Origin of the sequence: Paenarthrobacter aurescens (assembly GCF_025421775.1) — a bacterium.
Classification (GTDB): domain Bacteria; phylum Actinomycetota; class Actinomycetes; order Actinomycetales; family Micrococcaceae; genus Arthrobacter; species Arthrobacter aurescens_B.
On sequence record NZ_JAOEFX010000011.1, the window covers coordinates 165,033 to 179,707 of the forward strand.

Here is a 14,675-nt window from a genome sequence, read left to right on the forward strand (position 1 = left end):
TTGGGACTTTTGGAAACCGTCAAGGATCCACGGGACCTGGCCAAACTGTCCGGCACGGAGCTGGAACAACTGGCTGGAGAAATCAGGGAATTCCTGATCACCAACGTAGCTGCAACGGGTGGACACCTGGGCCCGAACCTGGGCGTCGTTGAACTCACGCTGGCTGTCCATCGGATCTTTGAGTCCCCGCAGGACAGCATCGTCTTCGATACCGGGCACCAGTCCTATGTCCACAAGCTCCTCACGGGCCGCCAGGACTTCAGCACGCTTCGCCAGCAAGGGGGGCTCTCGGGATATCCGGATCGTGCTGAGTCCGCCCACGACATTGTGGAGAGCTCGCACGCGTCCTCCTCCTTGTCCTGGGCCGATGGAATTTCCCGTGCACGCCAGCTGACCGGCGAGGGGGACCGGTTCGTCGTCGCCGTCGTTGGCGATGGCGCGCTGACAGGTGGCATGACGTGGGAAGCCATCAATAACATTGCCGCTGACAAGCGGCGCCGTGTGGTCATTGTCGTCAATGACAACGGGCGATCCTACGCACCAACGGTGGGCGGTTTCGCCGACTATCTTGCCTCGCTGCGGCCCACCATCGACTCGCTGCGTACCGCCCCTGCCTACGAGGGCATGTTGGACTGGTGGAAGAAGAAGCTGCAGAACGGCGGCCCTGCCGGTCAGTTCACGTATAAGAGCCTGCACGCCATGAAAAAGGGCATCAAGGACTGGTGGGCCCCGCAGGGCATGTTCGAGGACCTCGGCATGAAGTACATCGGTCCCGTGGACGGACACAGCCTCCAAGCCATGGAAAATGCGCTGAACACCGCCAAAGCGTACGGCGGTCCGGTGATTGTGCACGCCATGACGGAGAAGGGCCACGGCTATGCTCCGGCCCTCGCCAATGAGGCGGACCAATTCCATGCGGTAGGAATCATCGACCCCGAAACGGGTGAGTCCACCGAAATGCCGGGGGCCAGGTCCTGGACCTCCGTGTTCGCGGAGGAGATCGCGGACATTGCCGATGAGCGGCCGGACATCGTGGGCATCACTGGCGCCATGCTCATCCCCGTAGGCTTGCACAAGTTTGCCGAACGGCACCCGGAACGCGTCATCGATGTCGGAATCGCAGAGCAGCACGCCCTGACGTCCGCTGCGGGCATGGCCTTCGGCGGACTGCACCCCGTCGTCGCGGTGTACGCGACGTTCCTGAACCGGGCCTTTGACCAGCTCCTCATGGACGTGGCGCTGCATAAGGCGGGCGTCACCATAGTCCTGGACCGCGCGGGTGTGACCGGGCCTGATGGCCCCAGCCACCATGGCATGTGGGACATGGCCATGGTCCAGATCGTGCCGGGCCTTCACTTGGCGGCCCCCCGCGATGCCACCAGGCTCCGTGAGGAACTGCGGGAGGCAGTCGCCATCAATGATGCACCCACGGTGGTGAGGTTCTCCAAAGGCAGCGTCGGTTCTGAGGTGGACGCCATCGAGCGGCTCCACGACGGGGTGGATATCCTGGCGCGGCGCCCGGAAGGTTCCACCGAGAATGACGTCCTCATCGTCAGCGTCGGCGCAATGTCGGAACTCGCACTCGATGTGGCCGGCCGCTTGGGTGCCCAAGGCATCAGCTCCACGGTGGTGGATCCCCGTTGGGTGCTTCCCGTCCGGAAGTCGATCATCGCCCTTGCTGCCCGCCACCGCTTGGTGATCTGCATTGAGGACGGTGTGCGGGCAGGTGGCGTCGGATCCCGCATCCGGCAGGAGATGCGTGCCGCAGGTGTGGACACCGCCCTGAACGAGGTCGGTTTGCCCGTGGAGTTCCTGGTGCACGGCTCCCGAAGCCAGGTCCTGGAACGCGTGGGTCTTACTGCCCAGAAAATAACGCACGACGTCGTAGCGCAGGTTTTGGGGACAAAGGTCCCGTTCGCGAGGCCCCTCCCGGGCCAGGATCACCCCACCACCGGCAGTCTGCCCACGTTGTGAGGAATCTCCGCGGGCCGGGCTCACTGCAGCCCGGCGACCTCGTCGTGTCGAGGAACAGGAAATGGGACGGCAAAGCCCATTGGGTGGTGCCAGGACGCTACCTTGGCGAAGACATCCACGGCTGGTGGATTTTCCAGGGTGCTGGGGAGTTTTGCTCCCGTCCGGGAGCGGCCTTCTACACTGCCTCGGATGCAATCCTGCTGGTTCCGCGAACCGGCGAGTTCGTGGCCACGTTCTACGACGACAGTTACCCCGGGGACTTCCGTATCTACGTTGACCTCGCCACCGACCATGGGTGGAGCCCCATCAAGCCGGGCGTTATGGAGTTCCATATGATCGATATGGACTTGGATGTGATCCGCTCCACCAAGCATGGCGTCTTCGTGGACGATGAAGACGAGTTTGAGCAGCACCGGGTTGCCATGGGCTACCCGGACGAGACAGTGGACGCTATGCGCACAGAATGCGCGGCCCTTTTTGAGGCAGTAGTGGCCATGGAAGCACCATTCGACGTCACCGGCGCCAACAGCACCAGTGCCGAATGGTTCAGGAAAGGACGAGCATGAGCGGCATTATTCGCACGTACAAGCGGGACGAAGAGGGAGTCCTCCACTTCCGGGAAGCCTGGTACGACGACGAGGACCAGCAGTTCGTGATCAACCACGGCGTTGTGGGCCACCAGAGCAAGACGGATGAGACAGACGTCGACGACGACTCCTCGGTAGAGGGGTTGATGGCGGCCTTTGCTGCGCAATGCGAAGAGGACGGGTACGCCGAAATTTCCGAGTCCGAGCAGTTTTGGGTGGTTGCCCAGATTGCGCTGAAGACCAAGGACGGCACCGAACGTGACCGGCACCTTGAACGGAAAGCGAAGGCAGCGCTCACCGGTGAGTTGGCCTGGCGTGGACTTGGCATTGTGGATCGGTCGGAAATCGGCAACGGGCATTTGAATATCTTCTGCCTCTGCCCGGACGTCAACAAGGCCGTCAATGCCATCAAGATCTGTGTTCGTGGTGAGGACCTCGACTTCACCAAGCTCACTATTGCTGCAGCGCCGCACGGCGATCCCACCGCATTCCGGGTGAAGCACTCGCCCAAGCAGGGTGTGGGCTTTACTCTCTAAGTAGCACCCAACGCACCAGGAGGTATCCCATGCCGTCCAAGAGTAATTGGCCCGGACACACGCCCCTGCCCAAGGGTCTCGCCGCACCGGCGAGACGTGCCTTGGCGCATGAGGGGATTGAGACGCTGGAGCAGTTGGCGGAGTTCGGCGAGGTGGAAATCTCAAAGCTCCACGGCATGGGCCCCGTGGCCATCGCCCAACTCGAGGACGCCATGGAAGAATCGGGAATCGCGTACGGCGGTCGCTGACGGATGGCGCGGGCCTTGTTGCCCGAGGTTACTATCCGTGCCGCAGCCCGATATAGGGTGAATTCATGACTGAATACCGACGCCTTGGCCATTCCGGACTGACCGTCTCAGCTGTAGGGCTGGGCTGCAACAACCTGGGCCGTGCCAACACACCCACAGAGTCACAGGAGGGCACGGACGCTGTTGTCCACGCCGCGCTTGACGCCGGAGTGACCTTCTTCGACGTTGCCGATATTTATGGTCGCGAGCCGGGCCTCAGCGAGGCAATGCTGGGCAAAGCCCTGAAGGGCCGCCGCGACGACGTCGTCATCGGTACCAAGTTTGGCATGGACATGCACGGCGTCAACGGCAACGACTTCGGTGCCCGCGGTTCGCGCCGATACATCGTGAAAGCCGTAGAAGCATCGCTCCGGCGCTTGGATACTGAATGGATCGATCTCTACCAGTTCCATACCCCGGACCCCCTGACACCCATCGAGGAGACCCTCTCCGCCCTGGATGACCTCGTGACCAGTGGCAAGGTTCGCTACATCGGACACTCCAACTTCGCCGGCTGGCAGATCGCCGAGGCTGAGTATGTCGGCCGCCATGCCGGGGGTGCCCGATTCATCTCGACGCAGAACCATTACAATCTGCTGGACCGCCGGGCGGAGCTCGAAGTACTGCCAGCAGCGGGGGCCTTCTCCTTGGGCGTGCTCCCTTACTTCCCCCTGGCCAACGGACTGCTCACCGGTAAGTACTCCGAAGGCAAGGCCCCGCAAGGATCGCGGCTGAGCCACACCCGTACCAATCTGGTGCATGACGCCGACTGGGAGCAGCTGGGCCGCTTCGGCCAGTTCGCCAAGGAGCGGGACATCAGTGAGCTGCAGTTGGCCTTCTCCTGGCTGGCCGCCCAGCCCGGTGTCGGCAGCGTCATCGCCGGTGCCACGCGTCCGGAGCAGATCCGCGAGAATGCTGAAGCTGTGTGCTGGGTTCCGACGCAGGAAGACCGGGCAGAACTGGACGACATCTTCCCCCGGGCACCGAAGGTCGCACTCTTCTAGTCTGTGCACGCAAGAAAGGCCGTGGAGGGGAGCGGTTGCTCCGGCCACGGCCTTTCTTTGGTGACGTTGCTGAGGCTTAGGCGGGTGCCGAGGCGATTCCCGGCGCCAGGAACCGTTTGCCGTTGACGCGCTCGGAAGCCCCCACCCTGTCCAGGTACGGCGTGATGCCCCCGAGGAACATCGGCCAGCCGGCGCCCATGATGACACACAGGTCGATGTCTTCAGGGCCGGCTACGACGCCTTCTTCCAGCATCAGGCCGATTTCTTCTGCCAAGGCGTCCTGGGTACGACGAAGGACCTCCTCACCCGTGGAGGGGGTGCTGCCAAAGGACATGATGGCCAGCGTCTCGGCGGGAATGACGGGCTTTCCCTCCGGGCCAGTGACCCAAAGGGACTTCACTCCGTTGTCGATGAGCTTCTGCAGGTTCTGCGAGACCGGGAACCGGTCGCCGAAGGCAGCGTGCAGGGATTCCTGGACGTGCTGGGCAACCGGCAGCCCCACCATGGCGCTCAGCGTGAAGGGGGACATTGGCAGCCCCATGGGGCGCAGGGCGGTGTCAGCGACCTCAGCCGGTGTTCCTTCGTCGAATGCTGCGATGACCTCGCCCATCAGGCGAAGCAGGATGCGGTTCACCACGAAGGCAGCAGCATCCTTGACCAGCACTGCGGTCTTCTTGAGTCCCTTGGCGAGTTCGAAGGCGGTGGCCAGGACGGCGTCGTCTGTCCTGGGTGCCCGGACGATCTCCAGGAGCGGCATGACAGCCACCGGATTGAAGAAGTGGAAGCCCACCAGGCGTTCGGGGTGCTTCAAGTCTTCGGCCATGGCCGTGACGGACAGGGACGACGTGTTGGTGGCCAGGATGCACTCGGGGGAGACGATGGCTTCGACTTCGGCGAAGACCTGCTTCTTGACGTGAAGTTCTTCGAAGACAGCTTCTATGACAAAGTCGGCGTCGGCAAAGGCTTCCTTGGATACGGAGCCGGTAATAAGGGCCTTCGTCCTGTTGGCGGCGTCAGGCTTGATGCGCTTCTTGGCCAGCATCTTGTCCACTTCGGCGTGAACGTAGGCAACGCCCTTCTCCACCCGTTCCTGGTCGATGTCCGTCATCACTACGGGGACCTTGAGCTGTCGGGCGAACAGGAGCGCCAGTTGGCTGGCCATCAGGCCGGCGCCGACCACACCAATCTTGGTTACAGGGCGGGCCAGCTTACGGTCCGGTGCGCCTGCCGGACGCTTGGAGCGCTTTTGGACGAGGTCCAGGAAGGCGTACACGGTTGAGCGGAACTCGTCGGTTTGCATAAGGCCTGCGAGGGTCTCGCACTCAAGTTCAGCCGATGCTGCCTGGGTCATGGTGCGGTTGGCTTCCATGACGTCCAGAACCTTGGCCGGGGCGGGGGAGGCGTTGGAGGTCTTGGACTCCACGAAGGCCCGTCCTGCCGTCACCGCGGCTGCCCAGCGCTCCGCGACGGCATCTTCCGCGGCATCGACGGCGTTCTTTCGCTCCGGTGTCACGTCGCCGGAGATGACCTGTGCCGCCCACGCCAGCGACTGCTCCACGAAATCGGCCGGTTCGAAGAGGGCGTCGGCTACGCCCAGCTGGTAGGCCTCCGGTCCGCTGAGGGTCTTGTTGTTGCTCAGGGGGTTCTCGATCATCACCTTGACGGCGTTCTCGGGGCCAATAAGGCGCGGCAGGATGTAAACGCCGCCCCAGCCGGGCACAAGGCCGATGAAGGCCTCGGGCAGGGCGAGCGCCCCGGCACCCGTGGAGACTGTCCGGTACGTCGACTGCAAAGCGATCTCCAACCCGCCGCCCAGGGCGAGGCCGTTGATGAAGGCGAAGCTCGGTACTCCCAAATCTGCCAAGGTGCTGTAGACGGCGTGGCCAAGCTGGGCCATCCACAAACCGTGTTCGCGTTCCTTGAGGGTCTTCACCGCCGAAAGGTCGGCGCCGGCCACCAGGAAGTAAGGTTTGCCGGTGACGCCGACGCCCACGATCTCGCCCCGCGACGCGCGCTCCCTAAGCTTCTCCAGGACGCCGCCGAGTTCTACCAGCGTATTCGGACCAAGGGTGGTGGGCTTGGAATGGTCCAGCCCGTTATCCAAGGTGATCAGTGCGAACGTCCCAGCGCCGCCCGGGAGCTGAATGTCCTGGACGTAGGAATGCGTGACGACTTCATCGGGGAACAGGGCGGCGAGCTTCTGGAAATCGGCGGCGCTCATGCGGCGGCTCCTTCGGTGGTGGCAGTGATGGCGGTGTCAGCGGTGGAGGATGCGTAGTCGGGGTGGTGCGGGTTCTCCCAGATCACTGTGGCCCCCATGCCCAGCCCAATGCACATGGTGGTGATTCCGTAGCGAACTGAGGGATCTTCTTCGAACTGGCGAGCGAGTTGGTTCATGAGACGAACGCCTGAAGAGGCCAGGGGATGTCCGACGGCGATAGCCCCACCGTAGCGGTTGACCCGGGGGTCGTCATCGGCGATGCCGAAGTGGTCGAGGAAGCTGAGGACCTGGACTGCGAAGGCTTCGTTGATCTCGAACAAGCCAATGTCCTCGATCGCCAAGCCGGCGTTCTTGAGGGCCTTCTCAGTGGCCGGGACGGGCCCAATGCCCATGACCTCCGGTTCAACGCCGGCGAAGGCATAGGAGACCAAGCGCATCTTGACGGACAGGCCGAGTTCTTCAGCGGCCTCGGCCGAAGCCAGGACCGCAGCCGTGGCGCCGTCGTTCAATCCGGCGGCATTGCCGGCAGTGACGCGGCCGTGGGCGCGGAAAGGTGTCCGCAATTCGGCGAGGTCCGCCACAGTGGTGCCGGGACGCGGGGGTTCGTCCGTTGTGTGCAGGGCCCAGCCCTGGCCGGGCTTCATGGTGGCAACGGGAACCAGGTCGTGCTGGATCTGCTCGCTGGAGTAGGCTGCGGCGAGTTTGGCCTGGGATGCGGCCGCGTAGGCGTCCGTGCGGTCCTTGGTAATCGCGGGGAAACGGTCATGCAGGTTCTCGGCCGTGTTGCCCATGTTCAGTGCGGCCGGGTCGACCAGGCGCTCGGACATGAACCGCGGGTTGGGGTCGGCGCCGGAACCCATGGGGTGGTTGCCCATATGTTCCACGCCGCCGGCAATGACCACATCGTAAGCACCGAAGCCGATGCCGCTTGCCGTCGTCGTGACTGCCGTCATGGCACCTGCGCACATGCGGTCGATCGCGAAGCCGGGAACCGTTCGTGGGAGCCCGGCCAGCAAGGCAGCTGTCCGCCCGATGGTGAGGCCCTGGTCTCCGGTTTGCGTGGTGGCAGCGATGGCGACCTCGTCAATGCGGTCCGCAGGCAACGACGGGTTGCGCCGCATCAGTTCACGGATGCACTTCACCACGAGGTCATCGGCCCGGGTACCCGCGTAAATGCCCTTCTCGCCGGCTTTTCCGAAGGGGGTTCGTACACCGTCCACGAAGACGACGTCGCGGACATTCCTCTGAGCACTGCGTGATGGACTCATGTATTAACTCCTCGTTGAGACATGGTGCCGGACCCGCGTTGCGGGTACTCCGGTTGGCATTAATGCAATGTTACTCGCGGGTAACTTAGCTTGCAAGGGCCACAGCATGAAGGTCGTCCGCATCCAGGAGACGCAAAAGGCCCGCCACCGCGAACCGTGGTTCGGGTGACGGGCCTGGAAATAAGCGCCGGCTCAGTCTGCTGCCTTGGGTTGCGGCGATTCCCTGGCCTGCTGGCTTTCCTTGGACTTGGACTCCTTGGCCGGAAGCGGCTTGGGATTCAAGCATGCTTCGGTGAGGATTGGTGCGGCGAAGGATATTTGCCACTCGCGGGCACCGAGGGCCCGCAATTCGGCGGCAACGGTGTCCAACGAAACGTCCGTCGGGGGCCGCCACGTGACACGCCGCAGGAAGTCCGGCGTCAGCAGGTTCTCAACAGGCAGGTTAAGCTCGTCGGCCTTTGCCTGCAGCGCAGGCCGGGCGGTTCCCAGTCGTGCTGCGGCTTCCGGGTCCCGGTCCACCCACACCCGTGGCGGCGGTGGAGCGTTGGTAGGCAGGTGCAGGGGCGGCAGGTCGGTCAGTGTGCGGGCGTTGGTGATGCAGCGCAGCCAACGCGGGGCTTCACGTTGGGCCGACCGGCCATGGAAGCCCTTCGTGGCCAGGAGCTGGGGAACGGTGGTGGGCATGGCTTTGGCGGCGGCGACGAGGGCGGAGTCGGGAATGAGGCGGCCTGGTGCTACGTCGCGTTTGCGGGCCAGTTGATCGCGTTCATGCCAGAGTTCCCGAACGGCTGCCAATTGCCGCCGGTCGCGGATCTGGTGGAGGCCGGACGTCTTCCGCCATGGATCTACGCGCGGCGGGGAGATGCCGGCGGCCAGGATTCCGGAGAATTCCTGTTCCGCGTACTGCAGTTTGCCGTCCGCCTCGAGCAGCTCGATGAGTTCCTCACGGAGTTCGGCCAGCACCTCGACATCGAGGGCCGCGTAGCGGAGCCACGGCTCCGGCAACGGCCTGGTGGACCAGTCCGCGGCGGAGTGCTCCTTGGCGAGGCCGAATCCAAGCAGCTGCTCGATGACGGCGGCAAGGCCCACCCGGGGGAGCCCGGCAAGGCGTGCGGCAAGTTCAGTGTCGAAGAGCTTGTCCGGCCACATGCCCAGCTCGGACAGGCAGGGAAGGTCCTGCGTGGCTGCGTGGAGGATCCACTCGACGCCGCGGAGGGAGTCGTTGATGATGTCCAGGTTCTCGAAGGGCTCGGGATCGATCAGCCACGTCCCGGCGCCTTCGCGTCGGATCTGCACCAGGAAGGCGCGCTGCCCATAGCGGAATCCGGAGGCACGCTCCGCGTCCACTCCGGCAGGTCCTGTTCCCGCAGCGATGGCCGCGGCGCACCGCTCCAGCCCTGCCGGGGTATCGATGACCAACGGCACGCCTTCGCGCGGGGTATCGAGATCGATTACTTCAGGGACATGGCTGTCGAAGCCGTCAACCTTGATGTGGGTGGTGGGATCAGCAACCGGATCGCCGGCTGTGGTTTTATCCAGGTTTTCAGGGGTCATGGTGGCTTAAGCTTACCGATTCCCGCCGGGGCACGGTGTTGGCGGGAGAAAGGGGGCGCCTGTCGGCGCGTGGTCAACGGTCAATTGAGTCTCCTGTTGGGTAATCCCGTAACGCCCGGGGGAAGCGGTGGAAGTCCAGCGAACGTGCAGACCATGTCGGACCAGGCTTCCAGGTGGGCTTGGACGTCCGAGCTGGAGGGGGTCCAGGAGGCGCGGAGTTCGATGTCAATGGTGTCTGGTCGTTCGGCGAGCGTTCCGAAGCTCTCGGAGAGGATTCTCGTTGCCGTGCCACCGGCGGCGCGGTACGGGGCCGCATGGTTCTCCAGGGCGTCCACGAGCCACGTCCAGGCAACGGAGCCCAGCATGCTGTCGTTGCCCATCTCCGCGTCCATTTGGGCGCGGATGTAGGTGACGATCCGGAACTCACCTTCCCACACGGCGGATCCGTCGGGGTCGTACAGGAGGATGAAACGGCCTGTTGCCAGTTCGTCGTCCTCTTCGCTTGCCGGATTGGAGCCTTGGCTCGCGGCGAAGGCCTTGGCTGCCGGCCCGTGCACGGGAACCTGCCTGGTGGCGGCCGTGGGGCTGAACACCTCGGCTCCCAGGGCCACTGCATAGGGGGCCAGGCGTGCCGGTGCGGGGATCTCGTCAAGCCGCAGTTCGCTGCGGCATTGGGCTTTTCGTAGCGTTCCCAAGGCGACGAGGAAGTCCGAGGGAACGTGTGCGAGGGCGTTCACCCTCGCAGGTTATGCGTCCGGGGCGGCGATTCTGTGCAGGCTCGCCGCCCCGGATGGCACGGTTATACGGAGCCGAGCTCCTGCTTAATCCCCGCAACAAAGGCGTCGATGTCTTCCTCGGTGGTGTCGAAGGAGCACATCCACCGGACCTCGCGTCGGGCAGCGTCCCAATCGTAGAAGGCGAAGGACTGTCGGAGACGGTCTGCAACACCGGGAGGAAGGATGGCGAAGACGCCGTTGGACTGCGTCGCCTGGGTGGGCTCCACGCCGTCGATCGCTTCTGCGGCCGCGCGCAGCCGGGCCGCCATGGCGTTGGCGTGGGCGGCCGAACGCAACCAGAGACCGTCTTCCAGCAAAGCAATGAACTGGGCGGAGATGAAGCGCATCTTTGAAGCGAGCTGCATGTTCATCTTGCGCAGGAACTTCAGGCCATGGGCGGCTTCGGGGTTCAACGCCACCACGACTTCACCGAAAAGCAGGCCGTTTTTTGTGCCACCGAAGGACAGGATGTCCACTCCGGCGTCACGGGTGAACGCACGCAGGGGAACGCCCAGGTAGGCTGCGGCATTGGCCAAGCGGGCACCGTCCATGTGCAGCTTCATGCCCTTTGCGTGGACGTGGTCGGCGATCGCGCGCACTTCCTCCGGCGTGTAGCAGGTACCGAGTTCGGTGGTCTGGGTGATGGAGACAGCCAAGGGCTGGGCCCGGTGCTCGTCTCCCCAGCCCCAGGCTTCCCGATCGATCAGCTCAGGGGTGAGCTTGCCGTCGTCGGTGGGTACTTGCAGGAGCTTGATCCCGCCGATGCGCTCCGGTGCGCCGTTCTCGTCCATGTTGATGTGCGCGGTGGATGCGCAGATCACTGCTCCCCAGCGCGGCAGGAGTGATTGCAGCGACAGGACGTTGGCGCCGGTGCCGTTGAACACCGGGAAGCACTCAATGCCTTGGCCAAACTGTTGCTCCATGACTGACTGGAGCCGGGCGGTGTACACGTCCTCGCCATAGGAAACCTGATGTCCACCGTTGGCCGTGGCCAGTGCCGACAGGATCTCGGGATGGACGCCGGAGTAGTTGTCCGATGCGAAACCCCGGACCGAAGGGTCATGCAGTTGCCCGGATGCTGCCGTTCCGCTGTGGATTGCCTCTGTTGTGCTCGTCACTTGTTCATTCACGCTTTCAAGTCTATTTCGCCAGCACGATGCGCTGACCGTTCAGGGTGGCGGCTGGTTCGTCAAAGAGCCCGACGGCGGCTGCCGCCAGTTCTTCGACGTCGGTGTATCCGGGGAATCGCCTCTCGGGGTGGGCGCGACGCATGGCTGGGTCCACCAGGGCTTTCACCACGAAGATGACCGCGGCACTGTGCTGGGCCGGGGTGGCGTCCTGGCTGTTCGGGTTCCCGGACTGGTCCCGGCGGAATCCGTCAGCTACTGCCAGCGTCCACGCTTCAGCCGCTGCCTTGGCTGCTGCGTAGCTGGCCGCAGCGGCGGTGGGTGCCGAAGCTGTGGTTGATGAGACCATGGCGAGCCTGCCATGCGGAGATGCCTCGAGTTGGTTGTAAAAGACACGGGAGACGTTGCGGAGGGTAGTCAGCGCGCCCCGCTCCAGGGAATCCCAGTCCTCATCGGACTGGTCGACGATGCCTTTCGCACCACGCCAGCCGCCGACAAGATGGATGACGCCATCAACGCCTTCCACGCCGCGGCTGTGGAGATCAGCGGCGAGGTCACGCACAGACCCGTAGTCCGCGAGATCGCATACCAGTGGCGTCACTCCGTTGCCGGCCTCACCCGCGGCCGCCTTGATCCGGATTTCCTCAGAACCAACGGTAAAAACCCTGTGACCGGCGGCCCCCAATGCGCGCGCCGCGGCGATGCCGGACGCGCTGCTACCGCCGGTCACAAGGATCGTCAGTGTGGTCATCAGGCCGCCGTCGAACCGGTGATGCCGGTGGTGGATTCGATGATGGGGCGCATCTTCTTCTCCAGTGCTTCGTAGAACATGGACAGCGGGAATTCATCGTCAAGGACTTGGTCGGTCAGTCCACGGGGCGGGCCATCCAAGGGCAGGGCGTCCGGACCTTTGGCCCAGACGGATGCGGGGTGCGGAGTCACGGTGCTTGAGATCAGCTCGTAGGCCGCCAGCCAATGCGCAGCTTTCGGACGGTCGATGGAACGCCAGTAGAGTTCTTCGATCTTTGCGCCGAGTTCCACTACTACCGCGGCGGCGTCGTCCCAGTCGATGGACAACTTGCTGTCCGTCCAGTGGAGCACGTGGTGCTGGTGCATCCATGCGAACAGGAGTTGTCCACCCAGGCCGTCGTAATTGCGGACACGGCTACCGGTGATGGCAAAGCGGAAGATGCGGTCAAAAATCACCGCGTACTGGACCAGCTTTGCGTGCTTGCGGGCATCGGGATCGGCTTCTTCGTCCTTCTCGATGCGAACGGACTCACGGAAGGCTGTGAGGTCGCACCGCAGTTCCTCCAGGGAGTACAGGAAGAACGGCATGCGTTGCTTGATCATGAACGGATCAAAAGGAAGGTCGCCACGCATATGGGTGCGGTCGTGGATGAGGTCCCACATCACGAACGTGCGCTGGGTGAGTTCCTGGTCCTCGATCAGTTGTGCTGCGTCCTCCGGCAGCTCGAGCGAAGTGGTGGCCGCGGCTGCTTTGAGGACGCGTCGGAAACGGGCTGCCTCGCGGTCGGCAAAGATGGCCCCCCATGTGAACGTGGGCGTCTCGCGGACGGCGACAGTCTCGGGGAAGAGCACGGCAGAGTTGGTGTCGTAGCCGGGGGTGAAGTCAATGAAGCGAATGGGGACGAAAAGCTTGTTGGAGTAGTCGCCCGCTTCCAGTCCACCAATGAACTCGGGCCAAATCACCTCGATGAGGACTGCTTCGACCAGCCTGCTGGTACTGCCGTTCTGCGTGTACATGGGGAAAACCACCAGGTGCTGGAGGCCGTCAACCCGCTGTTCCTGTGGCTGGAACGCCTGAAGGGAATCCAGGAAGTCCGGCACTCCGAAGCCACCCTGCACCCACCGGCCAAAGTCCTCCACCAGGAGCGCCAGATAGCGGGCGTCGTGGGGGAACTGCGGAGCCAGGGCCTTTATGGCCTGGCAGATGGTTGCTACGAGCCCTGCTGCGTCACTGTGGACGGCGGGATCGGCGATGGATCCGTCCTGTTCCTGATGGGTTTGAAGGGCGGTGGCAGCGGCCTTGAGGGAAACCCAATCAGCGTTGTCAGCGGTGACACGCGGGAGGGTGGCGATGGCGATGGAGGTCATGGTGCTCGGCCCTTTCCGAAGTAGTTATTGCTTCTGGGCCGAGCGTAGCAAGGGAAAAGCATCGCTAATCCAAGAATGAGCCGAGCATAAGAAACTCTTGTCATTGAGCTGCGAAGTAGTGGCTTGAGATCCAGCGTAAGGGACGGAATGGTGCAAGACCTGGCCCCCGGACCGGACGGACCCCGTCATCGACGGTGATCCGTCCGGAGCTTCTAGCTCTCCTCCGGGTTCACCAAACGAAGGGAGATCGAGTTGATGCAGAACCGCTGGTCTGTAGGCGTACCGTAACCCTCGCCTTCGAAAACGTGCCCCAGATGCGAATCACAGTTGGCGCAACGGACTTCCACCCGGTCCATCCCCATGGTCCGGTCGTGGAGGTACCGGACAGTGCCCTCAGCCAGGGGGGCCCAGAAGGACGGCCAACCGCAGTGGGAATCAAACTTCTCCCGGCTGGTGAACAGTTGGCTGCCGCAGGCCCGGCATTGGTAAACCCCTTCAGTGTGCGTGTCCCAGTACTCGCCCGTGTAGGGGCGCTCCGTCCCCGCCTGCCTCAGGACGCGGTATTCCTCCGGGGTCAGCTCTTCGCGCCACTGGGCGTCGCTTTTCTCCACGGGCGCGGAAGTCGTCTTGCTGGTGTTGTCAGGAGTGTTCATGTCTTCTCCAACGCTCACGAGTCGCCGATAAATCCCGAACCCGCATACAGGTGGAGGACCGGAAGACCCAGCTGGTCCTGCGCCTTGTTGGCCCAATCAGTATGGAACGTGTCCGCTATGGCATGGGGACGGGTCACCACCACGGCCTGGGCGGCATCCAGTGCCCGGACCTTCGCCACCAAACCAGCCACGGCATCGCCGTCGACGACCTCGCCCGTGACGCCACCGCCCAACCCTGCCAAAGCCGCCAGCGAGGCAGCCAGGGTCTCTGAAGCCTCCGCCCGCTCCGCCTCAGGATCCGGGGATTGCGCTGTGAGTTCGCGGAATGCCTTGGCGATATCAAGCAACGAAAGATTCTCCAGGAAATCCACCAGGAGATGGCGCTCGGTATTGGAGGGGACCAGCACAACAAGTGGCGCGTCGCCGCCGTCGATCAGTTTTGCGATGTTAACGCGGTCGTCAGGGCCAAGGGGTTCTTCAGTCAGGATGACTATGGGATCACTCATGGCTACAGCGTAGTCCCGGGGAACCGGAGTCCGCAGGCTTTAGCAGCCAATTCCGGCGTGCGAG

General features: G+C 63.6%; 14 protein-coding genes. 5 read left to right on the plus strand and 9 right to left on the minus strand.

Annotated elements, in window-relative coordinates:
• The 5 genes from dxs (at position 1) to N7568_RS20780 (ending at position 4,388) form a co-directional block, all read left to right on the plus strand.
• Entirely contained in the window at positions 1–1,974 is a 1,974-nt protein-coding gene (dxs, locus tag N7568_RS20760) for a 1-deoxy-D-xylulose-5-phosphate synthase (RefSeq protein ID WP_261611657.1), read from the plus strand.
• Entirely contained in the window at positions 1,971–2,540 is a 570-nt protein-coding gene (locus tag N7568_RS20765) for a DUF402 domain-containing protein (RefSeq protein ID WP_261611658.1), read from the plus strand. The genes dxs and N7568_RS20765 overlap by 4 nt, the downstream gene beginning before the upstream one ends.
• Positions 2,537–3,097 (plus strand): hypothetical protein, encoded by a 561-nt coding sequence (locus N7568_RS20770; protein ID WP_261611659.1) that lies wholly within the window; start codon positions 2,537–2,539, stop codon positions 3,095–3,097. Before N7568_RS20765 ends, N7568_RS20770 begins: the two co-directional genes overlap by 4 nt.
• A 29-nt stretch (positions 3,098–3,126) precedes the next feature.
• Positions 3,127–3,345, plus strand: coding sequence for a hypothetical protein (locus N7568_RS20775; protein ID WP_261611660.1), 219 nt, complete (start codon positions 3,127–3,129; stop codon positions 3,343–3,345).
• Between the two features lie 65 nt (positions 3,346–3,410).
• Complete coding sequence (locus N7568_RS20780) at positions 3,411–4,388, plus strand: aldo/keto reductase (protein WP_261611661.1); 978 nt, start codon at positions 3,411–3,413, stop codon at positions 4,386–4,388.
• 76 nt (positions 4,389–4,464) lie between these two features.
• Here N7568_RS20780 and N7568_RS20785 read toward each other — a convergent pair whose 3' ends face one another.
• The 9 genes from N7568_RS20785 to N7568_RS20825 all read right to left on the minus strand — a co-directional run bounded on the left by N7568_RS20785 (position 4,465) and on the right by N7568_RS20825 (position 14,611).
• Positions 4,465–6,609 carry a 3-hydroxyacyl-CoA dehydrogenase NAD-binding domain-containing protein gene (locus N7568_RS20785; protein WP_261611662.1) on the minus strand — a complete coding sequence of 715 codons (2,145 nt, stop codon included), beginning with the start codon at positions 6,607–6,609 and terminating at the stop codon, positions 4,465–4,467.
• Positions 6,606–7,877, minus strand: a complete 1,272-nt coding sequence (locus N7568_RS20790) for a thiolase family protein (RefSeq protein ID WP_261611663.1) — start codon at positions 7,875–7,877, stop codon at positions 6,606–6,608. The genes N7568_RS20785 and N7568_RS20790 overlap by 4 nt, the downstream gene beginning before the upstream one ends.
• 192 nt (positions 7,878–8,069) lie before the next feature.
• Positions 8,070–9,431, minus strand: coding sequence for an HRDC domain-containing protein (locus tag N7568_RS20795; RefSeq protein ID WP_261611664.1), 1,362 nt, complete (start codon positions 9,429–9,431; stop codon positions 8,070–8,072).
• Between the two features lie 80 nt (positions 9,432–9,511).
• A complete protein-coding gene (locus N7568_RS20800) occupies positions 9,512–10,168 on the minus strand; it encodes a DUF3000 domain-containing protein (RefSeq protein WP_261611665.1) in 657 nt (218 codons plus the stop codon).
• Between the two features lie 62 nt (positions 10,169–10,230).
• Complete coding sequence (locus tag N7568_RS20805) at positions 10,231–11,337, minus strand: threonine aldolase family protein (protein ID WP_261611666.1); 1,107 nt, start codon at positions 11,335–11,337, stop codon at positions 10,231–10,233.
• A 10-nt stretch (positions 11,338–11,347) separates the two neighbouring features.
• Positions 11,348–12,085, minus strand: a complete 738-nt coding sequence (locus N7568_RS20810; protein ID WP_261611667.1) for an SDR family NAD(P)-dependent oxidoreductase — start codon at positions 12,083–12,085, stop codon at positions 11,348–11,350.
• Positions 12,085–13,452: a DUF6421 family protein gene (locus tag N7568_RS20815; protein WP_261611668.1), complete on the minus strand. Its 1,368-nt coding sequence runs from the start codon at positions 13,450–13,452 to the stop codon at positions 12,085–12,087. The genes N7568_RS20810 and N7568_RS20815 overlap by 1 nt, the downstream gene beginning before the upstream one ends.
• Before the next feature lie 212 nt (positions 13,453–13,664).
• Positions 13,665–14,105: a peptide-methionine (R)-S-oxide reductase MsrB gene (msrB, locus tag N7568_RS20820; RefSeq protein WP_261611669.1), complete on the minus strand. Its 441-nt coding sequence runs from the start codon at positions 14,103–14,105 to the stop codon at positions 13,665–13,667.
• A 14-nt stretch (positions 14,106–14,119) separates the two neighbouring features.
• Positions 14,120–14,611 (minus strand): hypothetical protein, encoded by a 492-nt coding sequence (locus N7568_RS20825; protein ID WP_261611670.1) that lies wholly within the window; start codon positions 14,609–14,611, stop codon positions 14,120–14,122.
• Positions 14,612–14,675 lie beyond the last annotated feature (64 nt).

Excerpts from the sequence above, each read along its gene's own strand:
- N7568_RS20770 (WP_261611659.1), top strand. The coding sequence starts at position 2,537 with ATGAGCGGCATTATTCGCACGTACAAGCGGGACGAAGAGGGAGTCCTC.
- N7568_RS20775 (WP_261611660.1), top strand. The coding sequence starts at position 3,127 with ATGCCGTCCAAGAGTAATTGGCCCGGACACACGCCCCTGCCCAAGGGT.
- N7568_RS20780 (WP_261611661.1), top strand. The coding sequence starts at position 3,411 with ATGACTGAATACCGACGCCTTGGCCATTCCGGACTGACCGTCTCAGCT.
- N7568_RS20785 (WP_261611662.1), bottom strand. The coding sequence starts at position 6,609 with ATGAGCGCCGCCGATTTCCAGAAGCTCGCCGCCCTGTTCCCCGATGAA.
- N7568_RS20790 (WP_261611663.1), bottom strand. The coding sequence starts at position 7,877 with ATGAGTCCATCACGCAGTGCTCAGAGGAATGTCCGCGACGTCGTCTTC.
- N7568_RS20795 (WP_261611664.1), bottom strand. The coding sequence starts at position 9,431 with ATGACCCCTGAAAACCTGGATAAAACCACAGCCGGCGATCCGGTTGCT.
- N7568_RS20810 (WP_261611667.1), bottom strand. The coding sequence starts at position 12,085 with ATGACCACACTGACGATCCTTGTGACCGGCGGTAGCAGCGCGTCCGGC.
- N7568_RS20815 (WP_261611668.1), bottom strand. The coding sequence starts at position 13,452 with ATGACCTCCATCGCCATCGCCACCCTCCCGCGTGTCACCGCTGACAAC.
- msrB (WP_261611669.1), bottom strand. The coding sequence starts at position 14,105 with ATGAACACTCCTGACAACACCAGCAAGACGACTTCCGCGCCCGTGGAG.
- N7568_RS20825 (WP_261611670.1), bottom strand. The coding sequence starts at position 14,611 with ATGAGTGATCCCATAGTCATCCTGACTGAAGAACCCCTTGGCCCTGAC.